This window comes from Rhizobium sp. KNZ2-6A, assembly GCF_056755475.1.
Map to the genome: position 1 here is coordinate 95,097 of NZ_JBNDIC010000003.1, position 13,736 is coordinate 108,832.

At 59.6% G+C, this 13,736-nt stretch carries 9 protein-coding genes and 1 riboswitch; of the genes, 8 read left to right on the plus strand and 1 reads right to left on the minus strand.

Translation table 11 applies throughout. The features are described 5' to 3' along the window. Window positions 1-162 precede the first annotated feature (162 nt). Window positions 163-2,004, minus strand: a complete 1,842-nt coding sequence (locus tag ACPYOP_RS03210) for a methyl-accepting chemotaxis protein (RefSeq protein WP_481408946.1) — start codon at window positions 2,002-2,004, stop codon at window positions 163-165. Window positions 2,005-2,399: 395 nt separating this feature from the next. On the opposite strand from ACPYOP_RS03210, the gene ACPYOP_RS03215 reads away from it, so the two are divergent. The 8 genes from ACPYOP_RS03215 to ACPYOP_RS03250 all read left to right on the plus strand — a co-directional run bounded on the left by ACPYOP_RS03215 (window position 2,400) and on the right by ACPYOP_RS03250 (window position 13,735). Continuing rightward, on the plus strand, window positions 2,400-2,873 hold the full coding sequence (locus ACPYOP_RS03215; RefSeq protein WP_481408947.1) for a VOC family protein: 474 nt from the start codon (window positions 2,400-2,402) through the stop codon (window positions 2,871-2,873). 445 nt (window positions 2,874-3,318) lie between these two features. Beyond that, window positions 3,319-6,966, plus strand: a complete 3,648-nt coding sequence (locus ACPYOP_RS03220; RefSeq protein WP_481408948.1) for a FecR domain-containing protein — start codon at window positions 3,319-3,321, stop codon at window positions 6,964-6,966. Beyond that, the gene (locus ACPYOP_RS03225; protein ID WP_481408949.1) at window positions 6,966-8,933 is read left to right on the plus strand and encodes a CHASE2 domain-containing protein; all 1,968 of its coding nucleotides are present in this window, start codon (window positions 6,966-6,968) and stop codon (window positions 8,931-8,933) included. The genes ACPYOP_RS03220 and ACPYOP_RS03225 overlap by 1 nt, the downstream gene beginning before the upstream one ends. A 360-nt stretch (window positions 8,934-9,293) precedes the next feature. After that, a riboswitch (guanidine-I (ykkC/yxkD leader) is annotated at window positions 9,294-9,407 on the plus strand. Between the two features lie 74 nt (window positions 9,408-9,481). Then, the gene (locus tag ACPYOP_RS03230; protein WP_481408950.1) at window positions 9,482-10,552 is read left to right on the plus strand and encodes a putative urea ABC transporter substrate-binding protein; all 1,071 of its coding nucleotides are present in this window, start codon (window positions 9,482-9,484) and stop codon (window positions 10,550-10,552) included. A 60-nt stretch (window positions 10,553-10,612) separates the two neighbouring features. Further along, complete coding sequence (locus ACPYOP_RS03235; protein WP_481408951.1) at window positions 10,613-11,431, plus strand: ABC transporter permease; 819 nt, start codon at window positions 10,613-10,615, stop codon at window positions 11,429-11,431. Beyond that, on the plus strand, window positions 11,428-12,255 hold the full coding sequence (locus tag ACPYOP_RS03240; RefSeq protein WP_481408952.1) for an ABC transporter ATP-binding protein: 828 nt from the start codon (window positions 11,428-11,430) through the stop codon (window positions 12,253-12,255). The genes ACPYOP_RS03235 and ACPYOP_RS03240 overlap by 4 nt, the downstream gene beginning before the upstream one ends. After that, the gene (locus tag ACPYOP_RS03245) at window positions 12,252-13,070 is read left to right on the plus strand and encodes an urea amidolyase associated protein UAAP1 (RefSeq protein WP_481408953.1); all 819 of its coding nucleotides are present in this window, start codon (window positions 12,252-12,254) and stop codon (window positions 13,068-13,070) included. The genes ACPYOP_RS03240 and ACPYOP_RS03245 overlap by 4 nt, the downstream gene beginning before the upstream one ends. 14 nt (window positions 13,071-13,084) lie before the next feature. Continuing rightward, window positions 13,085-13,735, plus strand: coding sequence for an urea amidolyase associated protein UAAP2 (locus ACPYOP_RS03250; protein WP_481408954.1), 651 nt, complete (start codon window positions 13,085-13,087; stop codon window positions 13,733-13,735). The last annotated feature ends 1 nt before the right edge of the window (window position 13,736 follow it).

A 13,736-nucleotide genomic window follows, 5' to 3' on the forward strand; every position in this document is an offset into this window, starting at 1 on the left:
GACGCTCTTCCCCACGGAAGTTTCGCTTCGAGCCTCGGTCTTGCTCTAGGAACTAGGGCGGCCATGGATGGAAGGAAGGGGCAAGATCACAAAGCACTCAAAAATCCATGCAGCACCATCTTCCAAATATCATCCTCGAATACACGGGTTCACGAGGAGCGGTCAGGCTGCTCGCCTTGCCCGCCCATCCTTCACCGCGCCCTCGATACGGAATTGCTGCAGCAAGCTCATCAGAGCATCGGCTTCCTCGGCCAACCCTCGGCTGGCTTCGGTCGTTTCCTCGACCATCGCTGCATTCTTCTGGGTCATTTGATCCATTGCGTTGACGGAACCGTTGACCTCGTGCAGGGCCGTTGCCTGGTCACGGCTGGCGGTCGCGATAGCCTCGACGTGCTTGCTGATTGCAACGATTTCCTGGCTGATCGAAGCGAGCATGTCGCCCGTCTTCTGTACGTACTCGGAACCGGCTGTGACCTCCCGAGTCGATTTCTCAATGAGGCCGTTAATCTCGCGCGCGGCCCCGGCGGAGCGCTGCGCCAGTTCGCGCACTTCCTGCGCGACGACGGCAAAGCCCTTGCCTGCGTCTCCGGCGCGTGCGGCTTCGATGCCTGCGTTCAGTGCCAGTAGGTTTGTCTGGAATGCGATATCGTCGATCACCTCGATGATCTGTTCGATCTGCCTGGACGCCTCCTCGATACGGCTCATGGCGGCGACGGCATCGGCGACGACGGTGTCCGAGCTGTCGGCCGTCTTCTTGGTCAGCGCCACGGCATTGTTTGCCTCGCGGGCGCGTTCGGCCGAAGAGCGGACCGTGACGGTGATTTCCTCCACGGCGGCGGCGGTTTCTTCCAGATTGGCTGCCTGCGCCTCCGTGCGCTTGGAGAGTTCGCCGGCCGAGGAGCGCATCGCGTTGCTGTTATGCTGGATAGTTGTCGCGCTGTCGCGGATTCGGGACAGCGTGTCCTGCAGTCGAACAAGCGAGGCGTTGAAATCGATGCGAAGCTGCTCGAGCCGCCCCACGAACGGCGTTTCGATCGTCTGGGAAACATCTCCCTGCGCCAGCCGGCCGAGGCCGATTGCGATCTGGTTGACAGCAAATTCGATCTGGTCGTCAAGCGTGCGCTTGTCCGTGTCGTTGCGGTTGCGTTCGGCTTCGGCAAGGGAACGTTGTTCGGCTGCCTGCGTTTCCAGATCGCGGCGCGCTCGCGCGCTATCGCGAAACGCCTCCAGCGCGCGCCCGATCTCGCCGAATTCATTTTTCCTCTCGACGCAGGGAATGCTGCTGTTGAGATTGCCGGCAGAGATCGCATGAACTGTCATGGTCAATGCCCGCAGCGGCTTTATCGAGCGGCGGATTGCAAAGAAGGCGAGCAGGCCGACGAGCGCCATTACCGCTCCTCCGGCCGTCAGGACGAGAAGCTGCAGATGGTTCAACCGCGCAAAATAGACTTCCATCGGAATGCCGATGAATAGAATACCCACATTAGCGCCTGTGGCATTCTTGACGGGGAAGTAGCCGGTCATGAAATTGCGGCCGAAAAGCTGAGCCGGACCGTAGTAGGCCTCGCCCTTGGCAAGTACGGGCTGAGCGGGATGATCGGCCGCGAGCTTGGTGCCGACGGCACGGCTGCCGTCCTGCTTCTTCACGTTGGTGGACACGCGAACGTAGTCGCTATCCTGCTTTTCGAAGATCGTTGCCACGCCCGCGATCGATTGCGCGGTCCGGTCGACAAGGCCATGATCGTTGAAAGCCGGGATCTTCTCCTCGGTGATGGAGGCAAGATCGGTGTCCTTCAGTGTGATCTTTGCGCCATCGTCGCTCGCGGCATAGAGAATTGCCATCGCGCGGCTTGCATCTTTGGCGTCGGCCACTGCGCTGTCCATCACATCGCGGCTGAGGTTGTAGTAGGTCACCGTAACGATTGCAGCCGTGCTGACGACGAGCAACCCGAGGGTGATCGCAACCACTTGGCGCACGATGGATGTCGAAAGAAAACGCAGCATGAATGTCTCCGGTGATACAGCCGGAACAAGGTTGGACGGAAGTCATTAAGATTCTAGGCAATGTCCCGATAGAAAGGGCCCGATAGAAAGGGATTGCAACGAAAAGATTCCCAAGGAGCAGCAAATCATGATTGAGGCCCGGGATGGCAACGAAACGGCTCCCCTCACTTGAGCATGCCGACACGCCTTCGCTGAAGGCGCTGCGCAGTTTGGTGACCGGGCTGCCGACCAATCCTCTATCATGCTCGCCACACACAGGGCGGAAGCGACCATCCAATCATTTGAAAGTGTTTTGGCCGGCATCGCCGTGAAATCGCTCCTCCGGGGTGGAGAAAGACAGCTTGTCACCTATTTCCCATTGAAAATCACAACAACAACCGGGAAGGAAACTTGCAATGGCAAAGAACACGATCTGCCTGTGGTACGACAAGGATGCCGAAGCCGCTGCCCGCTTCTATGTCGAAACCTTTCCGGATAGTGCGATGGGGGCCGTCATCCGCGCTCCCGGCGACTATCCGGACGGTAAGCAGGGCGATGTGCTGGTCGTCGAGTTCACCGTGGCGGGCATCCCCTGCGTCGGGCTGAACGGTGGCCCCGTATTCAAGCACAACGAAGCCTTTTCGTTTCAAATCGCCACCGAAGACCAGGAAGAGACCGATCGCTACTGGAACGCCATTGTCAACAATAGCGGCCAGGAAAGTGAGTGCGGCTGGTGCAAGGATAGATGGGGCATCTCCTGGCAGATCACGCCGCGCATCTTGATGGAAGCGCTCGTAGTCGGCGGCGATGAGGCAAAACGCGCCTTCGACGCGATGATGACCATGCGTAAGATCGACGTCGCCGCGATTGCGGCTGCTCGGCGCGGCTGAGGCAATTCGGCGTTGCGCGAACACTGTCCGCCATTCGATACTGGCGGCCGGACAAAATCAGGCGGCTATATTGACCGGACGGAATCCGCGACCGGCGACGTCCGGCCACTAGATGCTGTAACGGGCCGAGGACATTGTCGTCGCTGACAATGGCTACGGTGCAAATATATACAAATACCCTTCGAAAGACATTTCCTCAGGGGCGGCTTACGTACATTTATATTAATAGTGTATTATAAGTTTGGAAAACTTATAATACTGCAATAATAAATGTAGAGTAATCCTCTCATGAATTTCTATAAATTATCAAGAACGATTGCACCTTACTACGCACAGAAGTGTTTCTTCGATAGAACATATTTTGGATGCAGCAAGTCGATCTCTCATCGCACTTGACTTTCAACCACAGGCAGACAAATCCTTGCTGCAGGTTGGGGACCGATCTATGAGATACGCGTGTGGGGGCACAGCGATCGCGCTGGTTGCATTGTGTTTAATGCAGCCAGCAGAGGCAGAGCCTGTTCGGCGGATAGCGCAAGCTACCGGTTCGGTGATTGATCACAAGTTGGGCGAGGAAGTTCGCTTCGTCGACCTGTCCAATTGGCAGGATGTCGCGCTCCATCAAGATCTGCTTGGCGGCGACCTGCTGCGCACCAATGCCAACGGCCAGCTTGCGATCCTCTTCGCCGACCATACGCAGGTCCGCCTCGGCCGAAACTCGGCGCTGCAAGTCAAGCAGATGGGCGCCACCGGCGACACGATCCTCAACCTGCAATCCGGCACCATGTGGGCTCGAGCCCAACGCGGCGGCCAGGGCTTGACGGTGGAAACGCCGGCCGCGGCAGCTGCCATTCGCGGCACAGACTGGACACTGACGGTCAAAGGCGACCAGACCTCGCTTATCGTGTTGGAAGGCCGCGTGGAGCTCAAGAACGAGCACGGCAGCGTCGAGGTCGCACAAGGCGAGGCGGCCGTTGCCAGGATCGGCCAAGCGCCGCGTAAGCTCGTAATCGTAACGCCCGACGACCGCGAACAGATGCTCTTCTATCTAACATTGCGCAGCGGCTTCACCTTCATGCCTGCCTCCCCCCTTCCGATCCAGGAGATGCGTTCCAAGCGCAGCCGCATCGAGGCAAAGGCACCCGGCGCCAGAAATGCGGAGGAATGGCTGACACTTGCAGAAGTGCAAATGTCGCTCGATGGCCGCCGGAAGGCGGCGGAATCGCTCGCAAATGCCCGGCCACACAAACTCTCCGCCACCGAGCGCGCGCGCGCCGATTTGATCGAAGCGCTGATCGCCGGCGCAGAGAAGCGCTACGATGAAGCCGCAAGACTGTTTTCGCGGGCGGAACCGATGCTCGACCCGCAACGCCGCAGCATCGCCGCCTATGGCGGCTATTATTCGCGTTCGTTGCGGGACCCCAATCACGCGGAAAAGCCACCAGCCAACATCAGCGGCCCTTATGCCGCGGCGATGAAGGCCTACACGGCCGGCTTTCTCCAAGACATTCCCGCCGCGATCAAAACGATGAAGGAGGCAGAGGCACGCTATCCGACGGATTCACGGCTGCCAGCTTTGCGTGCGCAGCTTGCAATATTGATCAATGATCAGGTCCAGATGCGCGAAGCGATTGAACAATCGCTTTCGATCGACCCAAAAGACCCTGACGGACTGCAGGCGCGGGCTCGCATGCGCACAGCCTTCGAAGGCAACCTCGATGGCGCACTCGAAGACCTTAACAACGCGATCAAAATCACCCCGGGTTCCTCGATGGCTTGGAACGATCTCGGTTTGCTGCAAGATGCTCGCGGCGCCGACCGAGAATCCGAAGCCGCATTCAAGAAGGCGATCGAACTCGATCCCGACGACCCGATCAGCCACGCCAATCTTGCTGTTCACTATCTCGATCAGTCACGCATGAAGGAGGCCAAGCGCGAGATCGACCTCGCACTAGCCGTCGACCCCGCCTTCGACGTCGCCCTGCTGGCGCGGGGACGCTATTATCTGCAGACGGGTGAGATGGACAAAGCCGTCGACGACCTGCTGGCCGCCTCGACAGCCAATCCCAGCTATTCGCAGGCACAGCTGATGCTCGCAGCAGGACACTACGAGAAAGGCGAGCGCGATCCTTCGAACCAGGCTCTGGACAATGCTGATCGGCTCGACAAGAACGATCCCGTCATTTCGTCCTTTCGAACGGCCGTGGCGATCGACGACTACGATGCGGACGGCGCAATCCGAAATGCTCAGGAATTTCTGAGACGTTCGAAAGCCCGTGGCGGGCACTATGGCTCGCTCGGGGCCAATCAAGATGCCGGTTCGACGCTGAACAATGCATTCCGCCTGCAAGGGCTTAATGCCTGGGGGCGCTACTACGGCGACGCGGTCTTCGATCCGTTCGCCGGCAGCGGCTATGTCGACCAGGCCATCCGTGGAAATATCAGGCCCTTTGCCAATACGGAAATCTTCGACGACGAAATCGATCTCTTCAAGCCCAACTCGAATAGCTTCTCGGCATTGGTGCAGGGACTGCTGCTGGACCCGCATATGCTTTCGGGCCGATCGCGATCGGCCAATCTTCTAAGGCGCCCATTTCTGGAAGGCTCGCTCGGTGCTGGCGCGATGCATTCGGCAGGCAAGAACAGGCTCATTGGTGAAGCCGAAATTCAAGGCTTCGCCAATGAACCCTTCCCAATCAGCGGCTTTGCGAACATCACCTGGGATCAAACCCCGACGGCGGGCCAGGACCAGTCTTTCGCGGGAGGCCGATTTGGGACTGGCACATTCAGCGGCGACATTCGAAGCCTCTCAGGCAACGGATATCTGACAGCCACTCCCAACCCCGATGACCGTTTCGTTCTCTACGCAAATCACGCCGACAGCAAAGTCGATCGTGATTTGGCGTTTTCGCTGGCTCCGTTCGAGCAGAACGGCGACGCCGATAACAAGGCGACAGCAGCCGGCTTCGGCTGGAGCCACACCTTCGGCTATCGCAATGTCATGAATGCGGCGGTATTCTACACAGATACCGATCAGGATCTTACCCAAGAGTTCGGTCCGCCGCCGATATTGGACCGAATTGCGAAGACTTCACAAAAAAGCTACGTGGCGGCTATCAACCATCTCTACGGCGATGGCGAGTTGACATGGCGCTACGGTGTGGAAGGCGGGTTCGTCGAACTCAAAGCTTCGGATGAAATTGCGGGTTCGGCAATATCGGCCCCTGTCGATGAGAAGATCAACATCGGGCGCGCCTATGTTGATCTCATCCACGAGATCACCCCAGAGATCAAGGCTGAGTACGCACTTTTTGGCACGCTTATGGACGGCGAAGCGACGGATGTCAAACGCTTGGAGCCTCGCCTTGGAGGAGCATGGGCGCCGGCGGACGGTCAATGGCTGCGGGCGGCGTTCATGCGCCAAAGCTTCGACTTCGGCTCGCCGACGCTCTCTCCGATCGGCGTCCTCGGTCTGCAGCCGTTTCAGCCGTTCCTCGGCGCCGAGGGCTACACCGATACGATCGCGTTGCAATGGGATGCTCAGTGGACGGATTATCTGTTCACGAGCCTCGATTATCAGCACCAGGAAATTCGCGAACTGAGCGTGGCGTATCCGACAAGCGCGCCGTTCATTTTCCCGTTCACATTTGGTACCAATATTGACGATGGTCGCATTGATCGGGTCAGCGCAACAACGAACATTGCCCTGGGCAACGGTTTCGGAATTTCGGCGACTGCAGCCTATACCGATTCAAGAGACAATGATCCGACGAGTCCGACTTTTGGCAGATCTTTGCCCTATGTACCGAACAACTCCGGTCAGGTGGCCCTTACCTGGGTCAACGACGCCAATATAAAGGTCACCTTGGCAGCGAACTACACCGGCGAGCGTCAAGGCATCGATCCATTTCTGGGCAATGTCCACCTCGACGATTATTGGACGCTCGACGCCAATTTCCTATGGGAGCCGCTCGACAAGCGCTTTGCGCTTGAGCTTGCCGCCTTCAACCTGCTCGGGAAGGACTTCGAAATATCACCGGGTGTCGCCGGCTGGGGCCGTGCCGTAAAGGGCACGCTAAAAGTCCGGTTCTGATGAAAGCGCCTTCAACCCTTGGTCCGCTTTCACGGGTGCCTGCTTCGCCGCCGAGCATTCGTGGTCTCTGGCTGCTTATGCTGGTTCTCCTGACGCTGATCGGAATCTTGCTGCTTTCGCGCTTGCCGGCCTGGTCGCTGCTGGAGCTGAAATCTTTCGATTATCTATCGACGATCGATGATCCGCCGCCGCCGGATGGCGGACCGGTGATCGTGGCAATCGACGAGCCATCTCTCGCGGCCATCAATGCGCAATGGCCGTGGCCGCGTAGCCTGCACGCAGAGCTGATCCGGCAGTTGCGTGCGGCTGGCGCAAAGGCTGTTGGCATGGATATCATCATGGCAGAGCCTTCGACGGCCGAGCATGATGCGGCCATCACCGCCGCAGTCGGCCGGGACGTCGTTCTCGCAGGTGACGAAACGCTGATCGAGACGCCGCAAGCCAATCAACTCGTGCGGGCAACGCCGCTTCCCCAGTTGACGGCGGCAGGCGCACGTACAGGCATTGCGTCGATCGAGCTTGGAGGCGACGGCGTCTTCCGCACCATTCCGCTCTACGAGGATGGTTTTGCAGTCACCCTTCTGCGAGCAGCGGGCGATGACGCAGCGGTGATCCCGCAGAACGCAATGATCCAATCCTTCGGAGCGGCACGCAGCTATCCAACCGTCTCCTACTATCAGGCGCTCGACCCTGAGAACTTCTTGCCCGCGGGCATCTTCAAGGATCGCGTAGTGCTGATCGGCCTCAGTCTTCAAAACGCCCCGGAGATCGACAAGGGCGGTGCCGACGCCTTCGCGACGCCCTACACGATGCACACGGGCAAACTCACCGCCGGTGTCGAGATCCAGGCGACGATCTACGACAATCTTCGTCAGAAGCTTGCGATCGCCCAGACCGGTTCTGCGCCTTTCGTGGGCTTCATTCTGCTCGCGGCCCTGCTCGCCGCGGCAACGGTCTGGAGGTCGACCGGCTGGCTCACCCTGGTCGCGGCTATCGTCGCAGTCTTCGTCTTTGCTGCGCTCTGCTATGCCGGCGTCCGGTTCGGCCACCTCTTCGTTTCGCCGCTAGGGCCGACCGTCGCCTATGTCTCTGTTGCCTTCGGTCAAGCCGCTTTTGACTTTGCGGAAGAGCGCAGAAACAAGCTGCGGATTACTCGGGCCTTTTCACATTACATCTCGCCCGACCTCGTGAAGAAACTGTCGGAAGACCCCTCGCAGCTGAAGCTCGGTGGCGAGAAGCGCACGCTTTCAGTGCTCTTTTCCGATGTGCGAGGCTTCACCGCGATCGCAGAGACTATGAAGGACGATCCTCAAAAACTCACCGGTCTCATCAATCGTCTGCTGACGCCTTTGTCTGATATCGTCATGGATCATGGAGGAACGATCGATAAATACATGGGCGACTGCATCATGGCCTTCTGGAATGCTCCGCTCGACGACCCCGAGCATGCACTTCACGCGGTCGAGGCGTCGATCGCGATGCAGGCGGCGATAGCAGCGCTCAATGAGCAGCTCGAGGCGGAGTCAAAGGTAAGCGGCGCGCCGTTCCACATGCTGAAAATGGGCGTCGGTATCAATACCGGAGACTGCGTGGTCGGCAACATGGGCTCAACCCGCCGCTTCGACTACTCCTGCCTCGGTGACTCGGTCAATCTGGCATCCCGCCTGGAAGGCGAATCCAAAAACTACGGCATCGCCCTTTTGCTCGGAGAGGAGACGGCACGCCTTGTGAGTGGTTTCTACACCGTCGTCGAACTGGACCGGATCATCGTCAAAGGACGAACCGCGCCGTCCCCGGTATTCACGGTCGTGGAAGACGTTCATCCTGACGACTTAGAACTTCACAAAGCCTTCCTTGTGGCTAAATACAACAAGACGCTGACGCCGCTTGATGAGCGCTTCGAAAAACTGAAGACGGCTATTCCCCACCTCCAGCCATATTATGCGATCGTGCAGGAAGAAATTTAGAGGGTGATATCCCTTTCATCGCGACCCGCTTCCGATCCGCAGGATCGTTCGCAATGACCGACCAACTGCCGAGGCCACGACGGGTGTCCCCGCTTTGGCGATTGTGGAACTCGTTATCAGCGATGCGGCCGCCAGGGAGAGGGGCTGAATATCCAAGCTGTAAGCGCCAGCGCGCCTGCCGCACAGGCCCAGGCGAAGATATCGCCGATGAAGAGGTACCAGCGGCAACTCCGGCAGAAATTCTGGGCACCGTGATCAAAATAGCGGCATTGAATGGCGTCGCTGCCATTCGTGATCATGCTTCGGTCCGCAGCTATCATACATATTTGGAAGTGGCATGGACCTTGCTTCTTTATCCGCAGAGTTGGTGGCTAGGGTTCCGGCGCTCCTTTTCGGAGCGTGCTGGTCCGAGAGCCACCACCGGCTGGGGGAGAAATCCCACCGGATGCACGGCGGGATAAAAGCCCGGGAGACCTCGTAAGCCAAGGGATTGGCGGCGCGATGGTCTTTGCCGATCCCTTTTTGAAAAAAGCAAAAGGGGAATTTCTATGCAGACTTTTTCGAAGATCCTTTCCGTAACGGCCCTTTCGGTATCGCTGGCTTTCGGGCTTGGCTCCGCTGCAAGCGCCGCGCCGAAAACCAGTTTCAAGGTCGCCTGGTCCATCTATGTCGGCTGGATGCCCTGGGGCTACGCGAGCGACCACGGCATCGTCAAGAAATGGGCCGACAAATACGGCATCAACATCGAAGTCACTCAGTTCAACGACTACGTCGAGTCGATGAACCAGTACACGGCCGGTGCCTTCGATGCCGTAACGCTCACCAACATGGACGGCCTTTCGATCCCCGCTGCCGGCGGCGTCGACACGACGGCCGTGATCGTCGGTGACTTTTCAAACGGCAATGACGCCGTCATCCTCAAAGACAAGACGAGCCTTGCCGACATCAAGGGCCAGAACGTCAATCTGGTCGAATATTCCGTTTCGCACTACCTGCTCGCGCGCGCGCTCGACAGCGTCAAGCTCACCGAACGCGACGTGAAGGTGGTCAACACCTCTGATGCCGACATGGTCGCGGCCTACAAGACGCCCGACGTCTCGGCCGTCGTCACCTGGAATCCGCTGGTCTCGACCATTCTCGAGGATCCTTCGGCCAAGAAGGTCTTCGACAGTTCGCAGGTGCCGGGCGAGATCATCGACCTGATGGTCGCCAACAGCAATGTCCTCAAGGACAATCCGAATTTCGGCAAGGCGCTGGCCGGCATCTGGTACGAAACGGCGGCACTAGTGAAGGCGGATACGCCCGAAGGCAAGGCCGCCCGCGAAGCGATGGGGGCGGCCTCGGGCACGGATCTGAAAGGCTTCGAGGCGCAGCTCGCCGCCACCAAGCTTTTCGACAAGCCCGCCGATGCGGTTGCCTTCACCACCTCGCCGACCCTGCCGAAGACGATGGATCTGGTGCGCAGCTTCCTGTTCCAGAAGGGCCTGCTTGGCAATGGCGCGCCATCCGCCGATGTCATCGGCATTGAAATGCCCGACGGCAAGGTTCTCGGCGACAGCGCGAACGTCAAGCTGCGCTTCACGGAAACCTACATGAAGACCGCCGCCGCTGCGCTCTGAGCGAGACCTCCGCCGGCGGCGCCGGAGCGCCGCCTGTTTCCTTCATCCGCGGAGGTTCTCATGCGTTGGATCAATACCAGGCCCAGCCCCGGCGCGCGGCTTGCCCTGATGCTCTTGCCTTTTGCTCTGCTGATCGTCGCCTATGGCGCCGGTTCGGCGGCGCGACTTGCCGAAAACGCCAACGACAAGCTGCTGCCCAGCCTTGCCGGCTTTGCCGACGCCATCAATCGCATGGCCTTCATCGCCGATCCGCGCACGGGAGAATATCTGCTCTGGTCGGACAGCTGGGCGAGCCTGATCCGGCTTTTTGCCGGCCTGGGCATCTCCACGATGACAGCGCTGCTGATCGGTATGCTCATCGGCATGCTGCCTTATCTCAGAGCCCTCCTTTCTCCTTTCGTTGCCGTCATTTCGATGGTGCCGCCTCTGGCGCTTCTGCCGATCCTCTTCATCGTCATGGGCCTCGGCGAGACCTCGAAGATCGCTCTCATCGTGATCGGGGTTGCGCCGACGATGATCCGCGACCTGGCACTGAAGGCGCTGGAATTGCCGCGCGAACAGATCGTCAAGGCAGAAACGCTCGGTGGCTCCTCCTGGCAGATTGCGCTCCGCGTGGTGCTGCCGCAAATCCTGCCGCGACTGATCACCTGCCTTCGACTGCAGCTCGGGCCGGCCTGGCTGTTCCTGATCGCCGCCGAGGCGATCTCATCCGATTCCGGCCTCGGCTATCGCATCTTTCTCGTCCGCCGATATCTGTCGATGGACGTGATCTTTCCCTATGTCGTCTGGATCACGCTGCTTGCCGTGCTCATGAACTATCTGTTCGATCGTCTCCGCATCGCCGCCTTCCCCTGGTCCGAACTGGAGAAGCAGGCATGAGCGAACTCAGGATAGACAAGGTCTGGAAGGAATATGGCGACCAGATCGTGCTCGAGGACGTGTCGTTGAGGGTCGCCTCGCGAGCCTTTGTCGCCCTGGTCGGCCCGTCCGGCTGCGGCAAGTCGACCTTCCTGCGCATGCTGCTGGGGCAGGAGCGGCCGACCAAAGGCACGATCTTTCTCGATGGTGTGGCGCTGCCTGCCGAACCAGGCGCGGACCGCGGCGTGGTCTTCCAGCGCTATTCGGTCTTTCCGCATCTGACGGCACTCGGCAACGTGCTGCTCGGCAAGGAACTTACAGCCTCGCGCTACAAGGCCAAACTCTTCGGTGCGGCGCGCCGCGATGCGATCGAGGAGGCGCGTCAACTCATCGCCGAGGTCGGCCTTGCCGGCGCCGAAGACAAATATCCGGCCCAGCTTTCCGGCGGCATGCAGCAGCGCCTGGCGCTTGCCCAGGCGCTCATCATGCGCCCCAAGGTGCTGCTGCTCGACGAGCCTTTCGGCGCGCTCGACCCGGGCATCCGCGCCGAGATCCACATGCTGATGAAGCGGCTGTGGCATGAAACACAGATGACCGTTGTCATGGTCACCCATGACATGCGCGAAGCCTTCACGCTCGCCACCCGCGTCGTCGCCTTTGAGCGCCGCCGCGACCGACCGGAAGAGAAGGAACGCTACGGCGCGACCATCACCAAGGATATTTCCATCTGGCCGCCGCGCATCGCCGGCACGCCATCGATCTTCAGCTCCGACCGGGACGGCCCGGTCACTTCCCTGGGGCACCGCCGGGACGACCTGGCTTCGTCGGGAGAAATCCAGCCATGACACATGTCAGACGTTCGCCGGAAGAAATAGCCGCCAACCGCGCGCGCTACGAAGAGCATCAAAGAAAGGGCCTGGAATTCGCGCCAAAGGCCCTGCCAGGGGCAAGTCCCTTGCCTGCGCCCGAAATCGCCTCTGACAAGATCGTCCACCGCGAGGTAATCCCCGGCGGCTGGTACTGGTCGACCCATGTCAGGAAGAACGAAACCTTGCGCGTCAGCCTCGATCACGGCTTCTCGACGGTCTCTCTCGTCGCCTGGAGTGCCGCCGACACCAGCGAGCGGCTGAACCTGCCCGATACCGTGAAGATGCAGTGGACGACAGCGCTCGGCAAAGGCCGGGTGATCTTCTCCGACATGGGCCGGGTGATGTTTTCCGTTACCGAGGATTCCTCTGGCGCACATGATTGCCTGATGGGCAGTTCCACCGCGGCCTCAAACCTGGCGAAATACGGGGAAGGTAAACGCAGCACCCGTGACAACCTCGTCCTGCTCGCCACCAAGGCCGGGCTCGACAGGCGGGATATTCCCTCGGTGCTGGCACTCTTCGCCCCTGTCCGCGTTGACCGGGACGGCGCATTCCTATGGAGGCCGGAACTTTTGAGTGGCGGCGATTATGTTGAGCTGCGCGCCGAGATGGACCTGATCGTCGGCTTTTCCAACTGCCCGCATCCGCTCGATCCCGATCCCAGCTACCAGCCAAACTCGGTGACTGTCACCCGCATCGCAGCAGTGGAGCCACCAGCCGACGACCTTTGCCGGACCGCGACCGCCGAGGCCATGCGCGGCTTTGAAAACAACACGCTGGCGGCGATCTGAGGAGGAGCGAGACCATGACCGATTTCATCCAGACGGCACCTAGCCGCACGCTCGAAAACGTGGTGCAGGATCACTTCATCGCCGCGGAAGCTCCGTTCTCGACGGTGGTGCGGAAAGGCCAGACGTTGCGCATCGAGGATAGCTACGGCCAGCAGGCGATCGACACGCTGTTCTACAATGCCGCGGATTTCTCCGAGCGCTATTCCAACCAGGATACGATGCGCGAACAGGGTGCCGCCTATATCTCCACGAATACGAAGATCATCTCGAATGAAGGCCGGGTCATGCTGACCATGACCGCCGACAGTTGCGGTCGTCACGACACCTCGGCCGGCGCCTGCTCCTGCGAAAGCAACACGGTGCGCTTCGGCCACGGCACAAAGTATCTCCATGCATGCCGCGACAATTTCGTTCTGGAAGTCTCCAAGCACGGCATGAGCAAGCGCGATGTTGTTCCGAATATCAATTTCTTCATGAACGTGCCGATCGAGCCTGGCGGCGAGATGACGATCGTCGACGGGATCTCCGCGCCGGCCGATTATGTCGAATTGAGAGCGGAAATGGACGTACTGCTCGTCATCTCCAATTGCCCGCAGATCAACAATCCCTGCAACGGTTTCGATCCGACACCGATCCGGGTGCTGGTCTGGGACAGCGAGGCCTGAC